The organism is Pseudomonas fluorescens (genome assembly GCF_900215245.1).
Classification (GTDB): Bacteria; Pseudomonadota; Gammaproteobacteria; order Pseudomonadales; family Pseudomonadaceae; genus Aquipseudomonas; species Aquipseudomonas fluorescens.
In genome coordinates, this window is record NZ_LT907842.1 from 3271180 (window position 1) to 3297726 (window position 26547).

A 26547-nucleotide genomic window follows, 5' to 3' on the forward strand; every position below is an offset into this window, starting at 1 on the left:
ACCCATGACATGTCATGGGTTTTTTGTGTGCGGCGTGCTTACACGTAGTACGACTTCAGCGGCGGGAAGCCATTGAATTCAACCGCGCTGTAGCTGGTGGTGTAGGCACCGGTCGACAACCAGTACAAACGATCACCAATCGCCAGGTTCAGTGGCAGGCCGTACTTGTAGTTTTCGTACATGATGTCGGCGCTGTCGCAGGTAGGACCGGCGATGACCACTTCTTCCATCTCGCCTTTCTTCTCGGTCCAGATCGGGAACTTGATGGCTTCGTCCATGGTTTCGATCAGGCCGGAGAACTTGCCCACATCCGTGTACACCCAGCGCTCGACGGCGGTACGCGATTTACGCGCCACCAGCACCACTTCGCTGACCAGGATACCGGCGTTGGCGATCAACGAACGGCCGGGTTCGAGGATGATTTCCGGCAGGTCGTCGCCGAAGTCTTCCTTGAGGAAGCGGATGATTTCTTCAGCGTAGGTTTCCAGGCTGTTGGTGCGGGTGATGTAGTTGGCCGGGAAGCCGCCGCCCATGTTGATCAGCTTGAGGTGGATACCGTCCTCTTCCTTCAGGCGCTCGAAGATCACTTTGACCTTGGCGATCGCTGCGTCCCACACGCTGATGTCGCGCTGTTGCGAGCCGACGTGGAAGGAGATGCCGTAAGGCACCAGGCCCAGGTCGCGGGCGAGGATCAGCAGGTCCATGGCCATGTCGGTCTGGCAGCCGAATTTGCGCGACAGAGGCCAGTCAGCCGTGGTCGAGCCTTCGGTGAGGATACGCACATACACTTTCGAGCCCGGCGCGGCCTTGGCGATATTGCGCAGGTCGGCTTCGGAGTCGGTGGAGAACAGGCGCACGCCTTTCTCGTAGAAGTAGCGGATGTCCTTGGATTTCTTGATGGTGTTGCCGTAGCTGATACGGTCGGGGCTGACGCCACGGTCCATCACTTTATCCAGTTCGTAGATCGACGCGATGTCGAAGCTCGAGCCTTTGTCTTTCAACAGGTCGATGATCTCGACAGCCGGGTTGGCCTTGACCGCGTAATAGACTTTGGCGAATTCGAAACCGGCGCGCAGGTCATCGTAGGCCTGGCTGATCATCGCGGTGTCGATCACCACGAACGGGGTTTCTTGCTTGTCCGCGAACGCCTTCATTTTGTCAAAAGTGGCGCGCGCGAAATAATCTTCGACGTTGATCGACATGCTGGGAACTCCTAAGGGCAAACTGTTTTGATCAATGGGTGCAACTGAACGTCCTCCGTATCCCCACTTTGGTTCGCCTACTTCCCAAGGCATGTCGCCGAAAGCAAAAAGGCCATGGGATAACCGCGTCCCTTGGCCTTGCTGTCTCGTCGTCAGTACTTGAGCCGGATGGATCGTTTCCAGCATGGACGTTCGGCGCGAACTTTAGGACGTGAGGGGCCATAGATCAACTAAAAATGTCGCGTTTTTGCACGCGTTCGTCGCGGGACCCGGTGCAGCTACTTATGTAACCGACAGGTGTGACGGATTGATGTTCCCCGTCGAGTGGTAATCGAGGCGATTTCCCTGACTCACCGAAGGGGAAATGTGGGAGGGGGCTTGCTCCCGATAGCGGTGGATCAGTGACAGATGAAGTAACTGACACACCGCGATCGGGAGCAAGCCCTCTCCCACATTTTTTACCACGTTGTGTCAGGCCAGGGCGGTCTCGGCAGGCGACACAATACTGGTCTTGCCGCCACGCGACTTACCGGAACTCAGGTACTCGGCAATCGACTCCTGAGTCACCTCACCGAGGAACACCCGCTCGGCATCCATCACCGGCAACCACGAACGGTTGAACTCATACATACGCGACAACAGGATGCGCAAATGCTCGTCGTACGCCGCCGTGGCGTTGAACTCGCGCAGGTACTGCCCGCAGGTACCGGTCTGACGGTGCAGGTCGCGACGTCGTACATAACCCAGCGCTTTGTTCTCGGCGCAGGTGACCACCACATAACGGCGGTCAGTTTCATCCATCAGCTCCAGCGCATCCGCCACCGGAGTTTCCGGGCTCACCGACGGGGCGTTGTCGGCTGCATCTTCGGCTTTGACCAGCAGCAGGCGCTTGAGGGTGCTGTCCTGGCCGACGAAGTTGCTGACGAACTCGTCAGCCGGATGCGCGAGCAAGGTGTCCGGATGGTCGATCTGCAGCAGCTTGCCGGCGCGGAAGATCGCAATCTTGTCGCCCAGTTTGATGGCCTCGTCGATGTCGTGGCTGACCATGATCACGGTCTTGTTCAGCGCGCGTTGCATCTCGAAGAATTCGTTCTGGATCATCTCGCGGTTGATCGGGTCGACCGCACCGAACGGTTCGTCCATCAGCAGCAACGGTGCATCGGCCGCCAACGCGCGGATCACACCGATCCGCTGTTGCTGGCCACCCGACAGTTCACGCGGGTAACGGTGCAGGTACTGCTTGGGTTCCAGCTTGATCATGCTCATCAATTCGCGGGCGCGGTCGTGGCATTTCTGCTTGTCCCAGCCGAGCAGCTTGGGCACCACCACGATGTTTTCCTCGATGGTCATGTTCGGGAACAGGCCGATCTGCTGGATCACATAGCCGATGTTGCGACGCAGGGTCACTTCGTCGAGGTCGGTGGTGTCTTCGCCATTGATCAGGATCTTGCCCGAGGTGGGCTTGATCAGGCGGTTGATCATTTTCAGCGTGGTGCTCTTGCCGCAGCCCGACGGGCCGAGGAATACGCAAATCTCGCCTTCGTTGACGGTCAGGCTAACGTCGTTCACGGCGGACACGGTTTTGCCGTTGCTTTGAAAAGTCTTGGTCAGGTTTTGAAGTTCGATCATTTGAGCAGTCCTTTTGGAGTCAGCGAGCGTTGCAGCCATTGCAGAAGCAGGTCGGCGAAGATGGCCAGGAGACTGACCAGCACGGCGCCAACGATCAGCATCGACATGTCGCTGCGGCTGATGGAAGCCAGAATAAGTACACCCAGGCCACCGGCGCCGATGGTGGCGGCAATGGTCATCACACCGATGTTCATCACCACGGCGGTGCGCACACCGGCGAGGATCACCGGCACGGCGATGGGCAGCTCGACCATGCGCAGGCGCTGGCCGAAGGTCATGCCGATGCCTTTGGCGGCTTCGCGAATGCCAGGCTCCACGCCCGTGAGGGCGAGGTAGGTGTTACGCATGATTGGCAGCAGGGAGTAGAGGAACACGGCGGTAATCGCCGGCATCGGCCCCAGGCCCTGGCCGAACTTGGAGTAGAACGGCAACAGCAGGCCAAACAAGGCGATGGACGGCACGGTCAACAGCACCGTGGCGCTGGCTTGCAGCGGACCGGCCAGGGTCGGGAAGCGGGTCATCAGCACGCCGAGGGGCACGCCGACGACAATCGCCAGGATTACCGCAATGCCGACCAGGGTGATGTGCTGCCAGGTCAGGTGCAGGACTTGGGCCCAATCAAGATGGGAAAAGGCGTTCAGGAATTCCATGTCTTCTCCTCTTATGGGTTGATCGGATGTTGGCGCAGGAAATCTGCAGCCACGGCGGACGGGCTTTCATGGTCGACGTCGACCCGCGCATTCAGTTGGCGCATGGTTGCATCGTCGAACAGCGCGGCCAGCGGCTTGAGGTCTGCGGCCAATTCAGGGTGGGCGTCCAGATAAACCTGACGCACCACAGGCGCTGCGGTGTAGTCCGGGAAGTAATGCTTGTCGTCTTCCAGCAGCTTCAATTTGAAGGCGTTCAGGCGACCGTCGGTGGTGTAGACCAACCCGGCAAACACCTGGCCATTACGCAGCGCGGTGTAGACCAGGCCAGCGTCCATCTGCCGGGTGTTTTTGCGGGTCAGGTTCATGTCATACAGCTTGACCATGCCGGCCATGCCGTCGGAACGGTTGGCGAACTCGGTATCCAGGGCCACCAGGCGCGTGCCTTTGGTTTTCTCTGCGAGTGCTTGGGTCAGGTCGCTGATGGTGTTGATCTGCGGGAATGCCTGGGCGACGTTTTCCGGCAGTGCCAGCGCGTAGGTGTTGCTGAATTTCGACGGCGAGAGCCAGACCAGGCCTTTTTTCGCATCGAGTTCTTTCACTCGGGCGTAGGACTGTTCGCTGTCGAGCTTTTCGTCCACGTGGTTGTAGGCCACCAGCGACACGCCGGTGTATTCCCAGATCAGGTCCAGTTGCCCGCTTTCCTGGGCACTGCGTGCCAGGTTACTGCCCAGGCCGCCGGTCACGCGGGTGTCGTAGCCCTTGGTGCGCAGGTATTGGGAGGTGATCTCGGCGAGCAGGGTCTGTTCGGTGAACACCCGGGCGCCGATACGGATCACTGGTTTTTCGGCGGCTTGCGCAAAACCTGCCAGCAGCAGGACGCAGCTCAGTATCAATGTCAGTTTTTTCATGTGAATTCCTTTGCCAAGCCTTAAGACGGACGCAACCCGCGTTCCAGCCAGAGGCGGCTGGCCATAGTCACCAGACCGTCGAGCAGCAATGCCAGCAGCGCGGTGCACGCGGCGCCGAGCAGCAATTGCGGCTGATTGTTCAGGGCGATGCCGGGGAAAATCAGGCTGCCCAGGCTGTTGGCGCCAATCAGGAAGGCCAGCGGTGCGGTACCGACGTTGATCGCCAGGGCCACACGCACGCCGCCGATGATGATCGGCACGGCGTTAGGCAGTTCCACGCGAAACAGCACCTGGCGCGGCGTCATGCCGATGCCGGTGGCGGCTTCTTTGAGTGAGCCTTGAACGTTTTTAAGGCCTTCGTAGGTGTTGCGCACGATGGGCAACAGAGAGGCGAGGAACAGCGCGAAGATGGCCGGGCCACTGCCGATGCCAAGGACGCCGAGGGCGATGGCCAGTACGGCCAGGGGAGGGACGGTGTTGCCGATGTTGAAGATCTGCATGAAGCGTTCTGCGCGCCCGACCATGTTCGGTCGGCTGAGCAGGATGCCGGCGGGGATGCCCACAACGAGGGCGGCCAGCATGGAGACTAGAACGAGGATCAGGTGTGCTTGCAGGTAAAACAACAAATCGTCGCGGTACAGTTCGATCGTGTTGATGCCGATCCAGTGGACCAGCAGGGCCAGGAGTGCGACGACAACCACACCTCCTATCAGCCCTTTGCCATAGCGAATAGCCACAGGCGGACTCCTTTTTTTCTTTTGTCGGCGAACACATTCTCCGGCGGCAATGCCATTCCTGGCTGCCTTCGAATGTGTTCGCGAAAAGCAGCTCGCCGATACCGGCAACGCGGTATGCGATCGAGCCATGAGCGCAGCCTCGTCAGGCTAACTTGCTGATTTTTCAGCCCCTGTTACGAGTGCGGTAGCAGGGGAGTGGACGTCTCTACCTTTTAAAAGGTTCCACACTTGGCAGCATTTAGCCACCCCCAATGGGCTGAACGGTGGTCCGGCGCCTGGGGTTTGCGCTATACTCGCCGCCCTTTTTTGACTCACCTGCCAGGCGATTTCCCATGACCCACCAGGCCGCCGAAGTCGCGAAACGCCGCACTTTCGCCATTATTTCCCACCCCGATGCCGGTAAAACCACCATCACCGAGAAGCTGTTGCTGATGGGCAAGGCAATCGCTGTGGCCGGCACGGTGAAATCCCGCAAATCCGACCGCCATGCGACATCCGACTGGATGGAGATGGAAAAACAACGGGGTATTTCCATTACCACGTCGGTCATGCAGTTCCCGTATCGCGACCACATGGTCAACCTGCTCGACACCCCGGGCCACGAAGACTTCTCCGAAGACACTTACCGCACCCTGACCGCGGTGGACTCGGCCTTGATGGTCCTCGATGGCGGTAAGGGCGTTGAGCCACGGACCATCGCGCTGATGGACGTCTGCCGTCTGCGTGACACGCCAATTGTCAGCTTCATCAACAAACTCGACCGCGATATCCGCGACCCGATCGAGTTGCTGGATGAAATCGAAGCCGTCCTGAAAATCAAGGCCGCGCCGATCACCTGGCCGATTGGTTGCTACCGCGACTTCAAGGGCGTTTATCACCTGGCCGACGACTACATCATTGTCTACACCGCCGGCCACGGTCACGAACGCACCGAAACCAAGATCATCGAGAAACTCGACTCGGACGAAGCCCGCGCCCACCTGGGTGACGAGTACGACCGTTTTGTCGACCAGCTGGAACTGGTACAGGGCGCCTGCCACGAGTTCAATCAGCAGGAATTCCTCGACGGCCAGCTGACGCCGGTGTTCTTCGGTACGGCTCTGGGCAACTTCGGTGTCGATCACGTGCTTGATGCCGTGGTGGACTGGGCACCGAAACCCCTGGCCCGCGTTGCCAACGAGCGCACCGTGGAACCGGTCGAAGAGAAATTCACCGGCTTCGTGTTCAAGATCCAGGCGAACATGGACCCCAAACACCGCGACCGTATCGCCTTCATGCGCATCTGCTCCGGCAAATACGAAAAAGGCATGAAGATGCGCCACGTGCGCACCGGCAAGGACGTGCGCATCGGCGACGCCCTGACGTTCTTCTCCTCCGAGCGTGAGCAGCTGGAAGAGGCGTTTGCCGGCGACATCATCGGTTTGCACAACCACGGCACCATCCAGATCGGCGACACCTTCACCGAAGGCGAAGCCCTGGGCTTCACCGGCATCCCGCACTTCGCCCCGGAACTGTTCCGCCGCGTACGCCTGCGTGACCCGCTCAAGTCCAAGCAACTGCGCCAAGGCTTGCAGCAATTGGCCGAAGAGGGCGCCACCCAGGTGTTCTTCCCCGAGCGCAGCAACGACATCATCCTCGGCGCCGTCGGTGTGCTGCAGTTCGATGTGGTCGCCAGCCGTTTGAAAGAGGAATACAAGGTTGAATGCTCCTACGAGCCAATCACCGTGTACTCCGCGCGCTGGATCGATTGCAGCGATAAGAAGAAGCTGGAAGAGTTCTCCAACAAGGCCGTAGAAAACCTGGCGATCGACGGCGGTGGTCACCTGACCTACCTGGCACCGACGCGGGTCAACCTGGCGCTGATGGAAGAGCGCTGGCCGGATGTGAAATTCCGGGCGACCCGCGAGCACCACTAAGGTCTGCGCGGTACACCAAAGGGCGAAGCTGTCATGGCTTCGCCCTTTTTTGTGGGCGCGACACTGCTCCCACAGTTGGTCTTCATCTGTCTGTGGCATTGGCGAGAAGCCCGCATCCGGTCTAGCGTATTCAAATACTTCACGCACTCACCGACGGATCAGGAGACGACCTTGCGTATAACTCAATGTGCCGTCCAGCTGATGTTGCTGGCGGCTTTGGGGCTGGCAGGCACCTCGGCGCTGGCGGAGACCGGCACGCCACAGTGGAAAGACACCGGCCCGGTTACCAAGAAAAAGCAGAAGGAGGTCAATTCCGGCAGTTGGCAGCCCCGGGCTCAACCCGCGCCCAAGGAAGACCAAGAGAACCCCTACAACGAAGGCGAGGACAGCGAAACCTACGATGACGGCGATACCTGAAGCCTGATTGGCGTAAAACCGAGAACGAAACTAGCTTAAATCCCAGTGCCGGCCGCATGCTGGTGCACGTGATTCACTGACTGGACGGAAATCGACCATGACTATCTTTCAACGTTTGGTGCTGTTGCTAAAAGTACTGGTGATGCTATCGCTGGGTGCTTCCTCTGCATGGGCCAGTACGGCCGTGCGCAGCCAGGCGCCTGGCTATGTGGCGGCAAAGACGCCGCAGGTGGGTGGTTTGCAGTTGGCCAAGAGCGAGGCCGAGCCTGGTGATGAGGACCAAGGCGGATCCAAGGATGATGATGATCAGCAAGCGCCAGATGACGATGACACCGAAGGCGATAGCGATACCTGAGTCGAACAAAAAAAAGCCCCACCTGCCGGACTGATGCGCAATCCGACGGGTGGGGCGGTAGAACTCCTGTAATGCCCTGGGCTTAATCACCCAGGGCATTTTTGTTGCACTCAGGCCACAAACTGCTCCGCGTAGTGGCATGCCACCTGGCGGTTATCCAGGGCGCGCAGCTGCGGTTCCTCGCTGCTGCACCGCGCGGTCGCATACGGGCAGCGCTTATGGAAAGCGCAACCTGGCGGCGGGTTCAGCGGGTTGGGCAGTTCGCCGACGATCTTGATCTTCGGCTTGCTCGGGTCCGGGTGGATGGTCGGGGTGGCCGACAGCAGCGCCTGGGTGTACGGGTGCAGCGGGCGGGCGTAGATGTCTTCCTTGGGGCCGACTTCTACCGGGCGGCCGAGGTACATCACCATCACGTCGTCGGCGACGTGTTGCACCACCGCCAGGTTGTGGGAGATGAACACGTAGGCGGTGTTGAATTCCTGCTGCAAGTCCATGAACAGGTTGAGTACCTGGGCCTGGATCGACACGTCGAGTGCCGACGTCGGCTCATCCGCCACCAGCACTTTAGGTTGCAGCATCATGGCGCGGGCCAATGCGATCCGCTGGCGCTGGCCACCGGAGAACATGTGCGGGTAGCGTTGATAATGCTCAGGGCGCAGGCCCACTTGCTTCATCATCGCCTGCACTTTCTCGCGGCGCTCGGCGGCCGACAGGTGGGTGTTGATCAACAGCGGCTCGCCGAGTTGATCACCCACTTTCTGGCGCGGGTTCAACGAGGCATACGGGCTCTGGAACACCATCTGCACGTCTTTGCGCAATTGCTTGCGCTGGGCCTTGTCGGCGCCGGCCACTTCCTGGCCGGCGATCTTCAAGGAGCCCGATGACGGCTCTTCAATCAGTGTCAGCGCACGGGCCAGGGTGGATTTGCCGCAACCCGACTCGCCTACTACGGCGAGGGTCTTGCCAGCTTCCAGCTCGAACGACACACCATTAAGCGCACGCACCAGGGCATGGCCCTTGAACAGGCCACGGGACACTTCGTAGTGGCGGGTGAGGTCGCGGGCGGTAAGAACGACGGCCATTACGCCACCTCCTGGTTCAAGGGGTAGAAGCAGCGCGCAAGGCTGTTGCTTTTCGGGTCAAGGCCGGGCCGCTGGGCACGGCAGGCTTCCTGCACATACGGGCAGCGCGGCGACAGCAGGCAACCCTGCGGGCGGTCATAGCGGCCGGGCACGATACCCGGCAACGTGGCCAGGCGCGTGGCGCCAAGGCTGTGCTCGGGGATCGCCTTGAGCAGCGCTTCGCTGTACGGATGCGCCGGAATGTCGAACAGTTGCGGTACTTGGCCGACTTCCACGGCCTGGCCGGCGTACATCACGCACACGCGCTGGGCGGTTTCAGCCACGACCGCAAGGTCGTGAGTGATCAGCACCAGGCCCATGTTCTGCTCTTTCTGCAGGGCCAGCAGCAATTCCATGATCTGCGCCTGGATGGTCACGTCCAACGCGGTGGTCGGTTCGTCAGCAATCAGCAGTTTCGGCTCGCCGGCAATTGCCATGGCGATTGCGACACGCTGGCTCATACCGCCGGACAGTTGGTGCGGGTAGGCGTCCATACGGCTGGCAGCGCCGGGGATCTCGACCTTTTCCAACAGTTCGATGGCACGCTTGCGCGCTTGCTTGCCGGACATTTTCAGGTGCAGGCGCAGCACTTCTTCAATCTGGAAACCCACGGTGTAGCTGGGGTTCAGCGCGGTCATCGGGTCCTGGAACACCATCGCCAGGTCTTTGCCGACGATCTGCCGACGCTGGCGGTTGCTCAGCTTGAGCATGTCCTTGCCGTCGAAGTTCAGCGCGTCAGCAGTGACGATACCGGGGTGCTCGATCAGGCCCATCAGCGCCATCATGGTCACGGATTTACCCGAACCCGACTCGCCAACGATTGCCAGCACTTCGCCTTTGTCGACGGAAATGTCGAGGCCATCGACCACCGGCACGGCGGTCTTGTCGCCGAAGCGGACGTTGAGATTCTTGATTTCTAACAGTGACATGGGAATCTCCTCAGGCGGCGTTCTTGAGTTTCGGGTCCAGCGCATCGCGCAGGCCGTCACCCATCAAGTTGATTGCCAGCACGCTGAGCAAAATGGTCAGACCCGGCAGGCTCACCACCCACCAGGCGCGTTCGATGTAGTCACGGGCCGAAGCCAGCATGGTGCCCCACTCAGGGGTTGGCGGTTGTACGCCAAGGCCGAGGAAGCCCAGGGCCGCGGCATCGAGAATCGCCGAAGAGAAGCTCAAGGTCGCCTGAACGATCAGCGGCGCCATGCAGTTAGGCAGCACGGTGATGAACATCAGGCGTGGCAGGCCGGCGCCGGCGAGGCGGGCGGCCGTCACGTAGTCGCGGTTCAGTTCGCCCATCACCGCAGCGCGGGTCAGACGGACATAGGACGGCAAGGACACGATGGCAATCGCAATCACGGTGTTGATCAGGCCAGGGCCGAGGATCGCGACAATGGCAACGGCCAGCAGCAGCGATGGCAGGGCCAGCATGATGTCCATCAAACGCATGATGGTTGGGCCAAGCAGGCGCGGGAAGAACCCGGCGAACAGACCCAGCAGGATGCCCGGGATCAGCGACATCACCACCGACGACAAGCCGATCAGCAAGGACAGGCGTGAGCCCTGGATCAGACGCGAGAGCAGGTCACGGCCCAGTTCGTCGGTACCCAGCAGGAATTGCATCTGCCCGCCTTCCAGCCACGCCGGCGGGGTGAGCAGGAAGTCGCGGTATTGCTCGCTCGGGTTATGCGGCGCAACCCAAGGGGCGAAGAGCGCGCAGAACACGATCAGTAACATGAACAGCAGGCCGGCAACCGCGCCTTTGTTTTTGGAGAAGGCTTGCCAGAATTCTTTGTACGGGGACGGATACAGCAGGCTTTGATCGACTGCTGACACTTGAGTAGGTGTGGTCATGGTCATGATCTCAGCGCTGGTGACGGATGCGTGGGTTGGCGAAGCCGTAGAGGATATCCACCACGAAGTTCACCAGGATCACCAGGCAGGCGATCAGCAGGATGCCGTTTTGCACCACCGGGTAGTCCCGCGCGCCAATGGCTTCGATCAGCCATTTGCCGATGCCAGGCCACGAGAAGATGGTTTCGGTCAGGACCGCACCGGCCAGCAGCGTGCCGACTTGCAGGCCGACCACGGTGAGGACCGGGATCAGCGCGTTACGCAGGCCGTGTACGAATACCACGCGCGCCGGCGACAGGCCTTTGGCCTTGGCGGTACGGATGTAGTCTTCACGCAAGACTTCGAGCATCGACGAACGGGTCATCCGCGCAATCACCGCCAGCGGGATGGTACCGAGCACGATGGCCGGCAGGATCAGGTGGTGCAGGGCGTCAAAGAATGCGTCCGGCTCGTCAGCCAGCAGGGTGTCGATCAGCATGAAGCCGGTGCGCGGCTCGATGTCGTAAAGCAGGTCGATACGTCCGGAAACCGGGGTCCAGCCCAGGCTTACCGAGAAGAACATGATCAGGATCAGGCCCCACCAGAAGATCGGCATCGAATATCCCGCAAGGGAGATGCCCATCACCCCATGGTCGAACAGGGATCCTCGTTTCAAGGCCGCGATTACCCCGGCCAACAGGCCCAGGATACCGGCGAACAACAGGGCGGCCATGGACAGTTCCAGGGTCGCCGGGAAGAGGGCGGTGAATTCGGTCCACACGCTGGTGCGCGTGCGCAGCGATTCGCCAAGGTCGCCGTGGGCGAGCTTGCCAACATAATCCAGGTATTGCGCGTACAAAGGCTTGTTAAGGCCAAGGCGTTCCATTGCCTGTGCGTGCATCTCGGGGTCGACTCGTCGTTCGCCCATCATGACTTCGACGGGGTCGCCGGGGATCATGCGAATCAACGCAAACGTCAGCAACGTGATGCCGAAAAACGTGGGGATCAATAACCCCAATCGGCGGGCAATAAAACTAAACATCTTGTTGTGTACCTCAATCAGCCGGTTAGGCAGGTTCGGCACCGTCAATGGCGACGGTGCCGAGCGTCTTCTCTTATTACTTCACCTGGGTGGTGGCGAAGTTATTTGTCGTCAGAGGGCTTTGGGTAAAACCTTCGACGTTTTTACGCATGGCGGTGAACATTTTCGGGTAAGCCATGGGAATCCACGGTTGGTCCTTGGCGAAAACGTCCAGGGCTTGTTCATAGAGTGCAGCGCGCTGTGTGGGTTCAGCGTCAGCGCGGGCCTTGTCGATCAAGTCTTGAAACTCTTTGTTACACCAGCGGGCGTAGTTTTCGCCGTTTTTGGCTGCATCGCAACTCAGGTTAGGCGTGAGGAAGTTATCCGGATCGCCGTTATCCCCTGCCCAGCCAGCCGAAACCATATCGTGCTCGCCCGCTTTGGCGCGTTTGAGCATTTCGCCCCATTCCATCACCTTGATGTTCACTTTCAGACCGATTTGCGCCAAGTCCGCCTGCATGCGCTGGGCGCCGAGCATCGGGTTAGGGTTGGTCGGGCCGCCACCGTTACGGGTGAACAGGGTGATCTCGGTGCCTTCCGGTACGCCGGCTTCCTTGAGCAAGGCGCGGGCTTTATCCAGGTCCCGTGGCGGGTTTTTCAGTTTGTCGTTGAAACCCAGCAGGGTGGGCGGGTACGGGCCGGTGGCATCCACAGCGTTGCCTTTGCCGTACAGGGATTCGTTATAGCCTTTTTTGTCGAAGGCGATGTTGATCGCGTGACGCACCCGTGCGTCGCTCATGTACTTGTGCGTGGTGTTCAACGCGGTGTAGCTGGTGGTCATCGCCGCCAGCTCTGCCACTTTCAGGTTCGGGTCGGCTTTCATGCTCGGCACGTCATCCGGTTTCGGATACAGCGCGATCTGGCATTCGTTGGCCTTGAGTTTCTGCAGGCGCACATTGTTGTCGGTGGTGATCGCCAGGATCAGCGGGTCAGCCGGCGGCTTGCCACGGAAGTAGTCCGGGTTGGCCTTGAAGCGCACTTGGGCGTCTTTGGCGTAGCGGGTAAAGATGAACGGCCCGGTGCCGATCGGCTTGGCGTTCAGGTCATCGGTCTTGCCGGACTTGAGCAACTGGTCGGCGTATTCGGCGGAGTGAATCGAGGAAAACGCCATGGCCAGGTCGGCCAGGAATGGGGCTTCAGGGCGGGTCAGGGTAAATACGACGGTGTGGTCGTCGGTCTTCGTTACGCTCTTGAGCAGTTCCTTGAAGCCCATGCTTTCAAAGTACGGGTAGCCCACGTTGGACTTGTTGTGCCAAGGGTGGTTCGGGTCCAGCTGGCGCTGGAAGCTCCAAAGCACGTCGTCGGCATTCATGTTGCGCGTGGGTTTGAAGTAGTCGGTGGTGTGGAACTTGATGTCGTCACGCAGGTGGAACGTGTAGGTCAGGCCATCGGCGCTGATTTCCGGCAAGGCCTTGGCCAGCGCGGGGACTACTTCGGTGGTGCCGGGCTTGAAGTCCACCAGGCGGTTGAACATGGTTTCGGCAGCGGCGTCAGCCGTCACGGCGGTGGTGTACAGGACCGGGTCAAAACCTTCCGGGCTGGCTTCGGTGCAGACCACCAGCGGTTTGGCTGAAACGCCGATCGCAACGCTCAACAGCGCAGCGGCAATGGCAGCTTGTAGCGGGAGCATTTTCATTCAGAGCCCTCTGCAATCGATTAAACCAGACAAGCGTAGACGGCGGGCTCGTCATGAGCCCGCCGTCTACCTGGCGCTAATTAAAGAATGTTGAACGGGATGGTGGTGACCAGGCGGAACTCACGGAGGTTGCCGTCAGCCTGGTTGGCGCTGGCGCGGTGAGTCACGTAGGTACCACGAATGGTGGTGGCCTTGAGTGGGCCGCTCTGCAGGGCGTAGGAAGTACCGATGCCGTATTCCTGGTGTTTCTCGCCGTCCTGGGACTGGATGCCGTCGTAACCACGGCCGGCGATGCCACCGTTGCCGGTGTAGTGAGTGCCGTCGATGCCCCAGCCGCGAGCCGAGTAGATATTGAACTTCAGGCCTGGCACGCCGTATTCGGCCATGTTCAGACCGTAGGCAACCTGGAAGGATTTCTCGTTCGGGCCGTTAAAGTCGGACGTCAGGGAGTTGGCCAGGTAGATGCCGTTGGTTTCGTGCAGGTAGTCGAAGTACTCGTTACCGTTCACTTCCTGGTACGAGAAGGTCAGGCTGTGGGCTTGGTGAGTCAGGCCCAGCGACAGCGAGTAGGTATCGTTGTCGATCTTGCCCATCAGCTTTTTGCCGGTATCGACGGTTTTGTAGTAGTTCAGGCCGGTGGTCAGAGCCAGGGTCTGTGCATCACCCAGTTCGTGGGTGGCGCCGAAGTAGTACTGGTTCCAGAAGTCTTCGACGTTGGCGGCGAACAGGCTGGTTTTCAGGCTTTTGAATGGCTGGTAGTTAACGCCCAAGGTGTTGACCTTGTCGGTTTCCTGGCCATTGCCGTATTCGGTGCGGAATTTCGACAGGCTCTGTTCGGTACGTGGCGAAACGCGGTCAAACACGCCGCCCTGGAACGACAGGTTGCTGAATTCTTCGCTGTTGAAGCTCACACCTTCAAAGCTCGAAGGCAGGGCACGGTTGCCGATGGTGTCGACGATACCGCTGCTGAAGTTCTGGCGACCGGCGGTCAAGGTGGTGTTCGAGACACGGAACTTGACGTTGGCCAGGCCCAGTTTGCTCCATTGGTCGACGGCGTCACCGTTGGAGTCGGCCAGGGTACGGTTGGAACCACCCTTGATGTCGCGCTTGCTACGGTCCAGAACCAGAGCGTTGTAGACCGCCACTTCGGTGCTCACGCCAACGGTGCCTTGGGTGAAGCCCGAGGTGGCGTTGAGGATGGTGCCTTGTACCCAGTTGGTACGGTACGCGTCAGTGCGGGTTTCGCCGTGCTTCTGGTAGCTGAATTTGCTGCCGCGGAAGCGTTGTTCGTTGGCGAACCAGTTACGGGTGGTACCGCCCAGGCTGAATCCATCGACAAAGCCTTTGGCCTCGCTTTGGGCACTGGTGCCGGCCAATGTGGTTGGAACGAAGTCCTGGCTCTGGGTTTCAGCGAAGGCGGTTGCCGTGATGCTGCTGATGGCCAGGGCCAGAAGCGCTTTGCTGCTCAGTTTCATGGGTGAAGCTCCTTTGGTTCTCTTTTTAATGCCGGTCTTTTTAGGTGAACCGGCTATTGGGTGTGTAACTCGTTCAAGCTATTGCAAACGTTTGCCGTAGGAAAATTCCCAACAAAAGGCTGCACGTTTGCCGGAGAGCCAATTTGGCCCCCCGCCATCCGGTTATTTTCTTATGGGTTAATGCTGACGCCCGAGAACACGTTGCGGCCGAAGGGGCTGACTTTGAACCCTTCGACTTTGGCGCTTAACGGCTGGTTGACCGTCGAGTGGGCGACTGGCGTGATCGGCACCTGCTGCTTGAGCAGTTGCTGCGCCTGTTTGTACAGAACAGTCCTTTGTTCGCGGTCGGTCACGACCTTGGCTTGCTTGATCAGCTTGTCGTACGCCGGGTCACACCACATGGAGTAGTTGTTCCCGCCGATGGCGTCGCAGCTATACAGAGTGCCCAGCCAGTTGTCCGGGTCACCGTTGTCACCGGTCCAGCCGATCAGGCTGATATCGTGCTCACCGTTCTTGGTGCGCTTGATGTACTCGCCCCACTCGTAGCTGACGATCTTGACCTTGAGGCCGATCTTGGCCCAGTCGCTTTGCAGCATCTCGGCCATCAGCTTGGCGTTGGGGTTGTACGGCCGTTGCACCGGCATCGCCCACAGGGTGATCTCGGTCCCTTCCTTGACGCCGGCAGCCTTGAGCAGCGCTTTGGCTTTTTCCGGGTTGTAGGCGGCGTCCTTGATGGTCTCGTCGTAGGACCACTGCGTCGGTGGCATGGCGTTGACGGCCAGTTGCCCGGCGCCCTGGTACACCGCATTGAGGATGCTTTGCTTGTTCACCGCCATGTCCAGCGCTTGACGCACTTCGAGCTGGTCGAAGGGTTTGTGGCGCACGTTGTAGGCGATATAGCCAAGGTTGAAACCCGGCTTGGTCAGCAGTTGCAGGTTCGGGTCAGCCTTGAGGGCGTCGACGTCGGCCGGGCGCGGATGCAGGGTCACCTGGCACTCGCCGGCCTTGAGCTTCTGCACCCGCACCGACGCGTCGGTGTTGATGGCGAAGATCAGTTGATCCAGTTTGACCCGGCTCGGGTCCCAGTACTGTTTGTTACCCACATAACGGATCTGCGAGTCTTTTTGATAGCGCTGGAACACGTACGGGCCCGTGCCGATGGGCTTCTGGTTGATATCGCTGGGTTTGCCGTCTTTCAGTAACTGTTCGGCGTACTCGGCCGACAGAATCGAGGCAAAGCTCATGGCGATGTTTTGTACGAACGCGGCGTCGACCGTGTTCAACGTCATCACCACGGTGTGCGGGTCGGTTTTCTCGACCTTGGCAATGTTCTTGTTCAGGCTCATCCCGTTGAAGTACGGAAACTCGGTAGGGTAGGCCTTGCGAAACGGGTGGTCGGGGTCAAGCATGCGGTTGAAGGTGAACAGCACGTCGTCGGCATTGAAGTCCCGCGTCGGCTTGAATTCCTTGTTGCTGTGGAATTTCACCCCTTCACGCAGGTGAAAGGTATAGGTCAGGCCGTCTTCGGAAATATCCCACTTGGTTGCCAGCCCAGGCACCACATTGGTCGCGCCTTTTTCGAACTCAACCAGGCGGTTGTACAGCGGCTCGGCCGCATCGTTGTCCGTGGCGGTGGTGTACTGCGCGGTGTCAAACCCGGCCGGGCTGCCTTCTGAGCAGAACACCAGGCTCTTCTTGTCGGCGGCTTGGCCCATCGTGGCCACAGCCAGCAGGCTGGTGCCAAAAATTGCGGATAGAACAGTGGTATGGCGCATGACGATCCCGATCCTTGTTTGTTGTTGTCATCAGCGAGCAATCACCCTGGCGTTCAGCCAGGGAGACATCACTGATCCCACACACAGCAAGTGCCTTTCCGTTATTGGTGCTTCTGCTGTCCTACGACGGTATGGGCCGCGGACTTCGCAGTAAATGCGCCAAAATGGATTGACCTTGTAGGTAACGGGGTTCTACGTCGCGGCTCATTGCTGTAAGACGCAACGAGTTCTGTCGTGGTCCGTTTCCTACGGTCTAGGCGGATGCAATAACGGCGACGTTATGAAACGTCGCCGTTACTAATCCTTACTTGCCGCTTACGCCCACGCCGTAGAAGGAGTTCAAGCCAAACGGGCTGATCTTGAAGTCCTGCACGGTGTTGCGCATGGGTTGATACACCGTCGAGTGCGCGATAGGTGTCATCGGGACTGCATCTTTGAGGATATGTTGCGCCTGCTTGTACAGCTCGGTGCGTTTGGCGACATCCGATGTAGCCTTGGCTTCTTTCACGATGCCGTCGAATTTCTTGTCACACCATTTGGAGAAGTTGTTACCGCCCAGCGAGTCGCAGCCGAACAGCACGTTCAGCCAGTTGTCCGGGTCACCATTGTCGCCGCTCCAGCCAATGATCATGGCCTGGTTTTCGCCGCCTTTGGAACGCTTGATGTACTCGCCCCACTCGTAGCTGACGATGTTGACCTTCAGGCCGATCTGTTTCCAGTCGTTCTGCAGCATCTCGGCCATCAGCTTGGCGTTCGGGTTGTATGGACGTTGAACCGGCATGGCCCACAGGGTGATCTCGGTGCCTTCTTTAACGCCAGCTTCCTTGAGCAACTCCTTGGCCTTGGCCACGTCGTGCGGTGCATCTTTGATGGTGGTGTCGTAGGACCACTGTGTTGGCGGCATGGCGTTGACGGCCAGTTGGCCCGCGCCCTGGTAGACGGAGTCGATGATCTGCTGCTTGTTCACCGAAATGTCCAAGGCTTCACGTACGCGCAGGTCGGACAGCGGGTTAGGCGCGGTCTGGCCTTTGATAACTGGCATGACGTTGTAAGCGATATAGCCCAGGTTGAAACCGGCCTGGTGCGGCATTTTCAGGTCCTTGTCTTCGCTCAGCGCCTTCAGGTCGGCCGGGCGTGGGAACAAGGTGATTTGGCATTCGTTTTTCTTGAGTTTCTGGATACGTACCGATGGGTCAGTCGTGATCGCGAAGATCAGGTTGTCGATCTTGACGTCTTCAGGTTTCCAGTAGTCTTTGTTGCCGGTGTAACGGATGTTCGAGTCTTTCTGGTAGCTCTTGAACACGAACGGGCCAGTGCCGATTGGCTTCTGGTTGATGTCGGTCGCTTTACCTTCTTTCAACAGCTGGGCGGCGTATTCGGCCGACTGGATCGAAGCAAAGCTCATCGCCATGTTCTGGATGAACGCCGCGTCCACGGTGCCAAGGGTGAACTTGACGGTGTGGTCATCGACTTTCTCGATGTTCTTGATGTTGGTGTCCATCCCCATGTCCGTGAAGTACGGGAACTCGGTAGGGGCGGCTTTGCGGAACGGATCGTCCTTGTTGATCATGCGGTTGAACGTGAACAGCACGTCATCAGCATTGAAGGTACGGGTCGGTTTGAAGTACGAAGTGGTGTGGAACTTCACGCCGTCGCGCAGATGGAAGGTGTACGTCAGGCCATCGGGGGACACGTCCCAGCTAGTGGCCAGCCCAGGAACTACAGCGGTGCCGCCGCGTTCAAACTGGGTCAGACGGTTGAACATGGTTTCGGCCGAGGCATCGAAGTCTGTTCCGGTGGTGTACTGGGCTGCGTCGAAACCGGCCGGGCTCCCTTCGGAGCAAAACACCAGGTTAGTCGCCGCATGGGCGAACGGAGCTGCGGCCATAAGGCCAGCACTCACTAAAAGCGGAAGGACTGCGTGTTTAAGCATGTTGGCCTCATGATTTGTTGTCATTTTTGGTGGTGAGGGCGACCTCGTGAGTCGGCCTGCGGATACTTATGCAGGGGCCATACCCATTGCAAGATGCTGAACCGTTGCAAGCAGCAAAGTGTGGTACGAACGTACAGGAATGTCGCATTTATGAAAGTTTGTACATAAATGCATATATATAGAGGGTTTTTTCGGTGCATTCGGCGCACCAAAAAAGCCCAATCGAGGCGTCTGGCGCACTCGGTTGGGGCGTTGCTGTTACTTATCTAGACTGACACCGTAGAACGGCGTTAGGCCAAACGGACTGATCTTGAAGTCCTGCACTTCTTTTCGAATCGGCTGGAAAACCGTCGAGTTTGCAATAGGTGTTATAGGTACTTGTTCCTTAAGGATTTTCTGCGCCTGTTGATACCACTTGATGCGCTGCTCGCGGTCGCTGCTGAGCTTGGCCTGCTGCACAAGTTTGTCGTAGGCCGGGTTACACCATTTTGCATAATTGCTGCCCTTGACCGCAGCACAACTGTAGAGCACGCCGAGCCAGTTATCCGGGTCGCCGTTGTCGCCGGTCCAGCCATAAATCATCGCGTCGTGCTCGCCATTTTTGGCGCGTTTGATATATTCGCCCCATTCGTAGCTGACTATATTGGCCTTGATACCCACCTTCTCCCAATCCTGCTGGATCATCTGAGCCGACATTCGCGCATTGGGGTTGGACGCGCGCTGCACGGTCATCGCCCACAAGTTGATGGTGGTACCGGGTGCAACCCCTGCTTCTTTTAGTAGCGCCCGAGCCTTGGTCGGGTCGTAGGGCGCGTCCTTGATATTCGGGTCATAAGACCACTGCGCGGGAGGCAGCGCGTTCTGCGCCAATTGACCGGCGCTTTGGTAAACGGCCTTGATGATTGCGGGCTTGTCGATGGCCATGTCGAGGGCCTGGCGCACCTTGAGTTGGTCCAGCGGTGGGTGGGTCACGTTGTAAGCCAGGAAGCCCAGGTTGAAACCGGCTTGTTGCAGCACCCGCAGGTTCGGGTCCTGCTTCATCACGTCAATGTCGGCCGGCCGTGGGTAACCGCTGACCTGGCATTCGCCGGCCTTGAGTTTTTGCAAACGCGAGGCCGCGTCCGGGGTGATCGCGAACACCAGGTTGTCGAGCTTCACATCCTCGGGCTTCCAATACTGTTTATTGGCGACGTAGCGAATCTGCGAGTCCTTCTGGTAGCGCTTGAACACAAACGGCCCGGTGCCCACCGGTTTTTGGTTGATGTCCTCCGCCTTGCCTTCTTTGAGCAACTGAGCCGCATATTCGGCCGATTGCACCGAGGCAAAGCTCATGGCCAGGTTCTGCACAAACGCGGCATCGACATTGTTCAGGCTGAAACGCACGGTGTGCTCGTCGAGTTTGTCGACGCTTTTGATCGTGGTGTTCAAACCCATGTCGGTGAAGTACGGCGACTCGGACGGGTAAGCCTTGCGGAATGGGCTCTCGGCGTCCAAAAGCCGGTTGAAGGTGAACAGCACATCATCCGCGTTGAAGTCACGGGTAGGGGTGAAGTACTCGGTGGTGTGGAACTTGACGCCATCGCGCAGATGGAAAGTGTAGGTCAGGCCGTCTTTGGAGACATCCCAGCGTGTTGCCAGGCCAGGTTCAACCTCGGTGCCGCCACGCTTGAACTGGGTCAGGCGATTGAATACGGTTTCGGCGGAGGCATCAAAGTCGGTGCCGCTGGTGTACTGGCTGGGGTCGAAACCGGCGGGGCTGGCTTCGGAGCAGTAGACCAGGGTGCTGGCGGCGTGAGCCATGGGCATACAGGCCAGGAGGCTGGCGGCGAGTAGCAGTGGTTTAAACGCGATTCTTTCCATGGAGTCCCCTGAAGTGGCTGGCAGCCAAAAATTGCCCAAACGAAAACGGCGGTCACCGAGGTTACCGCCGTTCAGTAAGGGCAGATAGAGGGGGGTACTGATCAGTCCAGTACAGCCGTGATCTCTATACGGGTAGGCGCTGAGGGGTTGATGACATAACCGTCGCCGTCAATTTCATTGCTGGTGTCTATAGTGATTGTTCTTGACGCTTTTACATTTACATCAGTCAGTGTTTCAAGTTCCCCATTACTTTCGTCTAGTCGGGTAAGTATAAAGTCAGATTTCCCTGTGACGGTGGCCGTTTTTCCTTCTCCCGCATACTCGATAATGTAGTGGGGGTCTCGACCGCTACCAAATACTGTGCCGTTGAAACGAGATGTTCGAAACTCATCGGGGGCAGCACCGAGCAACCATTGATTGGCAACTTCAGAAATTCGGGCTCTTAACGCGGCATCTGGTATAGCGATCTCAAACTTTTCAATGTTTTCTTGTATGACGCTGTTGAGTTCGGCAGTTGACAACGTGGCGCCTTTTTGCTGTTGAAGCAACCGGACCTGTTCGGGGATGTTGATTTCCAGTGTGATGCCCTCTGGCGTGTTCACTGTGAACCGGCTGCGGTTTATATCTCTAATAAATTGCTCACTGTATTCACTCGTCCCGAACGTTGATTTTCCAGCTGTCGGGTGTGGTGTGGCGTGGGCTGGGTTCTCGTCAGCTGTCCAGGAAACCTGCGGTACGGTCTCACCGTTATCGTTAATAGCAACACCATAGGTATAGGCGTGCTCCTCACCATTGAGGTATTGATCCAGCGTCGTAGAGCCTCGCATTTTTGTCCCGTCTAATTCCAGAAACTGATCCGACATCAACGGGGTCTTGGGTTCGATACTTGGGGTGGGTGATTCGGGGCGTTGCCATGGCCACCTTCCGCCACCCGTTAACACGTCTTTCTTCCACACGCCTGCCTCATCAGGGTTGGCAATAATGCCACTGCTCACCAATTTTGTTGGGTCGCTCGGATCTTTCACTCGCAACAAGTAAGCCGTGCCGTTCCAGGCATCGGGTTTATCCGCGACGAAATACGTTTTGCCCCTGAACTCTATTTCCTGCATCCCCGGGAAGGATGCGGCGGTCTTCGTCGGAGGGGTTACAACTGTGCTCGCAGGTTTGGTGGCGTTTGTGTCAGCCTTGTTCGAAGTTTCTGGCGCTCGCACGAACTCAAAATCGCGCGTCTGCTCATTGTATTTCCAGCTGTACGGCCGCGGCGTCGAGGCGCGGGTAGCGATTGCAGGCTCACCCAGCCCCGCCTCTGCCACAGAGGGTGCAAGTTCGTGCGCCAGTTGCAGGCCCGATATGACTGCAGCGGCCGTGCCGCCCACACGATCGTCGGCGGTCATGCCATAAATGGAGTCATGGACACCGAAGTAAATATTGCCCGCGTTGCCAAGGATGGGCACGTAGCCGAACGTGCGCCCCCACAATTCTTTGGCTTCCTTCCACGTTTGCTGCGAGGCGCCAAATACCTCGGTTTGATCGGCCCACTTTGCGTTGTTGGCGTTGAGCTCTTGATAATCTGCAGCAATGCCGGATTTCAGATCTCCGAACTTTAAATGGTAACTTTGTGTTCGAGATTGAGTGTAATTAAATGTCTCCTTTACGGGGACCTGTTTATCACTGAGGAAGTTATGACGTCCTGGGTAATGAGCATGATTACCCTCAATAATGTTTTCGAGTACATTGCCTGCGGCTGGCCAATGAGCATCTTTTCCGCCTTGCTTGTCCCGGGCGTTAAAGCTGGCCCGCAATGCCTCACGATTATTACCGGCCCAGCGGGCAAAATCATCATCCCCGCCTATTTCATTGACCGTACCGTTCTTCAAGTCAATCATCAGGCCTTGATTGGGTCGGGTGTCATAGTTGCCGTGATAATTGACGTAAGGGATGAACGCGTACCCGGCCATTGGATAGCCGTATATGTTTGGGATGAGCACGTTCCCTTTCTTGTCCAGCGTGCGGTCAACGGCTATTTGACCTTCAGGCGTTAGCGTTTTATAGATATCTTTATCATTGCGCAGGCCTTGCAAGATGCCCTTCACAACATAGGCATCGGCTTTCCCCGAGCGCTTTGCCAATGCGCCTGACTCGTCGCGCAAGGGCTTGGCTATGTCATCTTTCCAGTGATCTTGAAGCTTCGCACCCAGCGCTTCCAGATCGTTGATCTTGCTGCGGTCCTGGGGCTGGATTTCCATGGTTTGGAAGTTGAGCAGGCCGCCTTCCGCTGGTCTATCGTGCTTCAGGGCACCCGCGGCAATTTCCCAGGCAAAATAGGTGCGTGTCTCGGTGTTGGTCTTGACTTCCGGTTTCCATTTCCCCACGTAAGCGTTGAATGTCACGGTGATTTTTTCATGTGGGTCTAACCCAGCGGCCAATAACCCACCGCTGAAGTAGCCGGCAGGCTCCAGAAACTGGCGAGTCTTCTGGAACCTGATATTGCTTTCGCATTCCTCGCCGCTTTCTATGTGCTTGATTTGCGTTACGACCCGACCGGCATAAGCGTCGATCCGCTGTAGGCGCTCCTGTAGCGTGTAACTTGCTGTGGGCGGGGAAACGCCGACCGCCCCATAAATGACGCCCTTGGCGAAATCCAGTTCATGGTTGGGGGTTGGAGCCGAGCTCGGTTTTTGTCCCAGGCCTGAGGCTTTATCTTCTGAAAGGGGCGGCATGCCCGACGGTGTATTTTCTACTGTCGGCGCAGTGTCAATGGCTCGAGTCGGGCGGCTGTGTTGAGCGGGCGTTGTAATAGGCGGCGGTAGCAGAGGCGAGAGTGTATTCATTATCGGGTCGCTTTATTGATCATTAATTAACGATGTTTTCTGGGCGCGAAACAGTACGGCTGGCAGTGCGTGCACCGCGCCAGTACGCCATGTCATGATTTTTACGAGGGGCTGATCAGTGTTCTCTTGACACTGATTAAGTCACGTTTGCGAGTGTGTGATTTACATAAGCCAAAGGATAAAATTAATTTTGTTGGTCTATCTTTTGTACAGAACTTACTTGCTAAACTTTTGAAGTGTCCGCATGGCGTTACTTATCACTGCGTGGCTAAAAGCGCGCGCAAGGTTCCACGTTATGCGTGTGCTCTGTACAAAAAAAGCGCTCATAAGGAGCGGCCTACAGCCACGGGGAAAAACTTAACGCTCGTGGTATTGGAAACCAAGGTATAAAAAAACGGCGCAAGCCCTCAGGGCTGCGCCGTTTGTTTGGAGTCGATAAGCTTACTGCAGGACTTCAATCACGCCATCAGCACTCATGTTCACCTGGCTGGTGCCGGCTTCAACTTCCGGCGTCGGTGCCGAATCGGCCATGGCCGCTTTCATCATCATGCCGCCACGCGCGTAAGGCATAGGGTAGCCATTGGTGTTGAAGTTCAGGTTGACGATCTTGTAACCCTTGCCGCCCAGTGCATCGGTAGCCAGTTGAGCGCGCGCTTTGAATGCGGCCACTGCCTCTTTGAGCAACGCATCTTCGCTGGCCTTGCGCGTGGCATCGGCGATGGCGAAGTCCATGTTTTCCATTTTCAGGGTGTTGAGCAGCTCGCCGGTGAGCTTGGACAATGCCGGGAAGTCGGCGCTTTCCAGGCGCAGTTCGGCGCGCTCACGCCAGCCGGTGATCTTCTGGTTCTTGCTGTCGTAGATCGGGTAGCTGTTGCGGCTGCCTTGGCGCAGGGTCACCGCTTTGACTTCGCGCGCCTCGCCCAAGGCCTTGTTCATGGTGTTGGTGATTTCGGCCGCGAGTTTAGCCGGGTCGGCGTTTTGCGATTCGGTGTAGAGGGTGACGATCATCTTGTCGCGGGCAACTTCCTGGCTGACCTCGGCGCGCAGGGAAATCTGGTTGTAATTCAGCGCATCGGCGGCCATGGCGGGAAGGCTGGCCAGGGCGCTGGCGCTGAGGGTCAGAACGGCTGCACTGCGAGTGAAACGAGACATGGAAGCTCCTTGAGATAGTCGTGTTCGGTATGACTGTAGACGGTGATGTCGGGTTCTTCGGGTTTACACATTCGCTACAAGTTGTCGGGTGCCGACGAACGGTCATTTGCTCGGCCTGCGTCAAAGAGCCACACACGCCATGCCAGGCGGCCTGCTTCGTTTATACTCCTGCCGATCCGCCTGCAGCGCTCACCGGGAGAGCTCATGCTCGCCGCCGTAAAACTGACTTCCGCCACACGCCAGAACCTCTGGCGCCTGACGTTCATTCGCACCCTGGTACTGGCCGCACAGGCCGGCTCCGTCGGGCTCGCGTATTGGTTCGACCTGCTGCCGTTGCCGTGGCTGCAACTCGCCGTGACCCTCGGCTTCTCCATCGTGCTGTGTGTGTTTACGGCTATCCGCCTGCGCACCACGTGGCCGGTGACTGAGCTGGAATACGCCCTGCAATTGGCCTGCGACCTGTTTATCCACAGTGTGTTGCTGTATTTCTCCGGTGGTTCCACCAACCCGTTTGTTTCTTATTACCTGGTGCCACTGACCATCGCCGCCGTGACCTTGCCGTGGCGCTACTCGGTGGTGCTGTCGGGTATTGCCCTGACCCTGTACACCCTGTTGTTGGCTCAGTTTTATCCATTGCAGACCTTCCCCATTGCGCGGGAAAACCTGCAGATCTACGGGATGTGGTTGAGTTTTGCGCTGTCCGCCGCCGTTATCACCTTCTTCGCCGCGCGCATGGCCGAAGAACTGCGCCGCCAGGAAGAATTGCGCGCGATTCGTCGCGAAGAAGGCCTGCGCGACCAGCAATTGCTGGCCGTCGCCACTCAGGCGGCCGGCGCCGCCCATGAATTGGGCACGCCGCTGGCGACCATGAGCGTGCTGCTTAATGAGATGGTCCAGGACCATCACGACCCAGCCCTGCAGGATGACCTGAGCGTGCTGCAGGAACAGGTCAAACAGTGCAAGCAGACGCTGCAGCAACTGGTGCGTGCCGCCGAAGCCAACCGGCGCCTGGCCGTCGAGATGCAGGACGTGACCCAGTGGCTCGATGAAGCCCTGAACCGCTGGCACCTGATGCGTCCCGAAGCCAGTTACCGTTTCAACCTGCTGGGCCAGGGCAGCGTGCCACGCATGGCGCCACCCCCGGACCTGACCCAGGCGCTGCTCAACCTGTTGAACAATGCCGCTGACGCCTGCCCCGAAGGCCTGGGCGTGCAGCTGGACTGGGACGCGGAACACGTGACCATCAGCATTCGTGACCACGGCGCGGGCGTGCCGCTGGCCATTGCCGAGCAGATCGGCAAACCGTTCTTTACCACCAAGGGCAAAGGCTTCGGCCTCGGCCTGTTTTTGAGCAAGGCCAGCGTGACCCGCGCGGGCGGCTCAGTGAAGCTCTATAGTCATGAGGAAGGTGGCACGCTCACCGAGCTGCGCCTGCCCCGTGTCGCACGAGGAGATATCGATGAGTGACGAGATCCAAGTCGAAGGCGAAGAACTGCCGCACCTGTTGCTGGTAGATGACGACGCCACCTTTACCCGTGTCATGGCGCGCGCGATGAGCCGTCGTGGTTTCCGTGTCAGCACCGCCGGTTCCGCCGAAGAAGGCCTGAGCATCGCCCAGGCTGACTTGCCGGACTACGCCGCGCTCGACCTGAAAATGGACGGCGACTCCGGCCTGGTGTTGCTGCCCAAGCTGCTGGAACTCGACCCGGAAATGCGCGTGGTGATCCTCACCGGTTATTCCAGCATCGCCACCGCCGTCGAGGCCATCAAACGCGGTGCCTGCAACTACCTGTGCAAGCCGGCGGACGCCGACGACGTACTGGCTGCCTTGCTCTCCGAACACGCCGACCTCGACACTCTGGTGCCGGAAAACCCGATGTCGGTGGACCGTCTGCAGTGGGAACACATCCAGCGCGTGCTGACCGAGCATGAAGGCAATATCTCCGCCACTGCCCGTGCCCTGGGCATGCACCGTCGCACCCTGCAACGCAAGCTGCAGAAACGCCCGGTACGGCGCTGAACAAAGTCTGAACAATCCG

Annotated in this window: 21 protein-coding genes; 5 read left to right on the plus strand and 16 right to left on the minus strand. The window is 58.5% G+C overall.

Annotated elements, in window-relative coordinates; all coding sequences use genetic code 11:
* Positions 1-38 precede the first annotated feature (38 nt).
* The 5 genes from CPH89_RS15170 to CPH89_RS15190 form a co-directional block, all read right to left on the minus strand.
* Entirely contained in the window at positions 39-1202 is a 1164-nt protein-coding gene (locus tag CPH89_RS15170) for a type III PLP-dependent enzyme (RefSeq protein ID WP_053254366.1), read from the minus strand.
* A gap of 471 nt (positions 1203-1673) precedes the next feature.
* On the minus strand, positions 1674-2831 hold the full coding sequence (locus tag CPH89_RS15175; protein ID WP_017138294.1) for an osmoprotectant ABC transporter ATP-binding protein OsmV: 1158 nt from the start codon (positions 2829-2831) through the stop codon (positions 1674-1676).
* Positions 2828-3481, minus strand: a complete 654-nt coding sequence (locus CPH89_RS15180) for an ABC transporter permease (protein ID WP_027604864.1) — start codon at positions 3479-3481, stop codon at positions 2828-2830. Before CPH89_RS15180 ends, CPH89_RS15175 begins: the two co-directional genes overlap by 4 nt.
* An 11-nt stretch (positions 3482-3492) precedes the next feature.
* Positions 3493-4389, minus strand: coding sequence for a glycine betaine ABC transporter substrate-binding protein (locus tag CPH89_RS15185; RefSeq protein WP_053254367.1), 897 nt, complete (start codon positions 4387-4389; stop codon positions 3493-3495).
* 20 nt (positions 4390-4409) lie between these two features.
* Positions 4410-5126 carry an ABC transporter permease gene (locus CPH89_RS15190; RefSeq protein WP_027604862.1) on the minus strand — a complete coding sequence of 239 codons (717 nt, stop codon included), beginning with the start codon at positions 5124-5126 and terminating at the stop codon, positions 4410-4412.
* Positions 5127-5458: 332 nt separating this feature from the next.
* Here CPH89_RS15190 and CPH89_RS15195 point away from each other — a divergent pair, with 332 nt between their 5' ends.
* From CPH89_RS15195 to CPH89_RS15205, 3 genes are all read left to right on the plus strand, one after another.
* Positions 5459-7042, plus strand: coding sequence for a peptide chain release factor 3 (locus CPH89_RS15195; protein WP_017138290.1), 1584 nt, complete (start codon positions 5459-5461; stop codon positions 7040-7042).
* A 171-nt stretch (positions 7043-7213) separates the two neighbouring features.
* Positions 7214-7459, plus strand: coding sequence for a hypothetical protein (locus CPH89_RS15200; protein WP_053254368.1), 246 nt, complete (start codon positions 7214-7216; stop codon positions 7457-7459).
* A gap of 97 nt (positions 7460-7556) precedes the next feature.
* Positions 7557-7814 (plus strand): hypothetical protein, encoded by a 258-nt coding sequence (locus tag CPH89_RS15205; protein ID WP_053254369.1) that lies wholly within the window; start codon positions 7557-7559, stop codon positions 7812-7814.
* Positions 7815-7924: 110 nt separating this feature from the next.
* Here the strand turns inward: CPH89_RS15205 and CPH89_RS15210 are convergent, their stop codons facing one another.
* From CPH89_RS15210 to CPH89_RS15260, 11 genes are all read right to left on the minus strand, one after another.
* Positions 7925-8896 (minus strand): peptide ABC transporter ATP-binding protein, encoded by a 972-nt coding sequence (locus CPH89_RS15210; RefSeq protein WP_053254370.1) that lies wholly within the window; start codon positions 8894-8896, stop codon positions 7925-7927.
* Positions 8896-9864, minus strand: coding sequence for an ABC transporter ATP-binding protein (locus CPH89_RS15215; protein WP_053254371.1), 969 nt, complete (start codon positions 9862-9864; stop codon positions 8896-8898). The genes CPH89_RS15210 and CPH89_RS15215 overlap by 1 nt, the downstream gene beginning before the upstream one ends.
* A gap of 10 nt (positions 9865-9874) precedes the next feature.
* On the minus strand, positions 9875-10786 hold the full coding sequence (locus CPH89_RS15220) for an ABC transporter permease subunit (protein WP_053254372.1): 912 nt from the start codon (positions 10784-10786) through the stop codon (positions 9875-9877).
* 10 nt (positions 10787-10796) lie between these two features.
* Complete coding sequence (locus CPH89_RS15225; RefSeq protein WP_010565541.1) at positions 10797-11807, minus strand: ABC transporter permease subunit; 1011 nt, start codon at positions 11805-11807, stop codon at positions 10797-10799.
* Between the two features lie 76 nt (positions 11808-11883).
* A complete protein-coding gene (locus CPH89_RS15230) occupies positions 11884-13482 on the minus strand; it encodes an ABC transporter substrate-binding protein (RefSeq protein ID WP_053254373.1) in 1599 nt (532 codons plus the stop codon).
* An 80-nt stretch (positions 13483-13562) separates the two neighbouring features.
* Positions 13563-14957 (minus strand): OprD family porin, encoded by a 1395-nt coding sequence (locus CPH89_RS15235; RefSeq protein WP_053254374.1) that lies wholly within the window; start codon positions 14955-14957, stop codon positions 13563-13565.
* 170 nt (positions 14958-15127) lie between these two features.
* Positions 15128-16672, minus strand: coding sequence for an ABC transporter substrate-binding protein (locus tag CPH89_RS15240; RefSeq protein ID WP_371850824.1), 1545 nt, complete (start codon positions 16670-16672; stop codon positions 15128-15130).
* A gap of 364 nt (positions 16673-17036) precedes the next feature.
* Entirely contained in the window at positions 17037-18665 is a 1629-nt protein-coding gene (locus CPH89_RS15245; RefSeq protein WP_053254376.1) for an ABC transporter substrate-binding protein, read from the minus strand.
* A gap of 258 nt (positions 18666-18923) precedes the next feature.
* Positions 18924-20525 carry an ABC transporter substrate-binding protein gene (locus CPH89_RS15250; protein WP_053254377.1) on the minus strand — a complete coding sequence of 534 codons (1602 nt, stop codon included), beginning with the start codon at positions 20523-20525 and terminating at the stop codon, positions 18924-18926.
* A gap of 101 nt (positions 20526-20626) precedes the next feature.
* Entirely contained in the window at positions 20627-23356 is a 2730-nt protein-coding gene (locus tag CPH89_RS15255) for a hypothetical protein (RefSeq protein ID WP_232005366.1), read from the minus strand.
* 441 nt (positions 23357-23797) lie between these two features.
* The gene (locus tag CPH89_RS15260) at positions 23798-24508 is read right to left on the minus strand and encodes an SIMPL domain-containing protein (RefSeq protein ID WP_053254379.1); all 711 of its coding nucleotides are present in this window, start codon (positions 24506-24508) and stop codon (positions 23798-23800) included.
* A 204-nt stretch (positions 24509-24712) separates the two neighbouring features.
* On the opposite strand from CPH89_RS15260, the gene CPH89_RS15265 reads away from it, so the two are divergent.
* Entirely contained in the window at positions 24713-25975 is a 1263-nt protein-coding gene (locus CPH89_RS15265) for an ATP-binding protein (RefSeq protein WP_053254380.1), read from the plus strand.
* Positions 25968-26528: a response regulator transcription factor gene (locus CPH89_RS15270; RefSeq protein ID WP_004372278.1), complete on the plus strand. Its 561-nt coding sequence runs from the start codon at positions 25968-25970 to the stop codon at positions 26526-26528. Before CPH89_RS15265 ends, CPH89_RS15270 begins: the two co-directional genes overlap by 8 nt.
* Positions 26529-26547 lie beyond the last annotated feature (19 nt).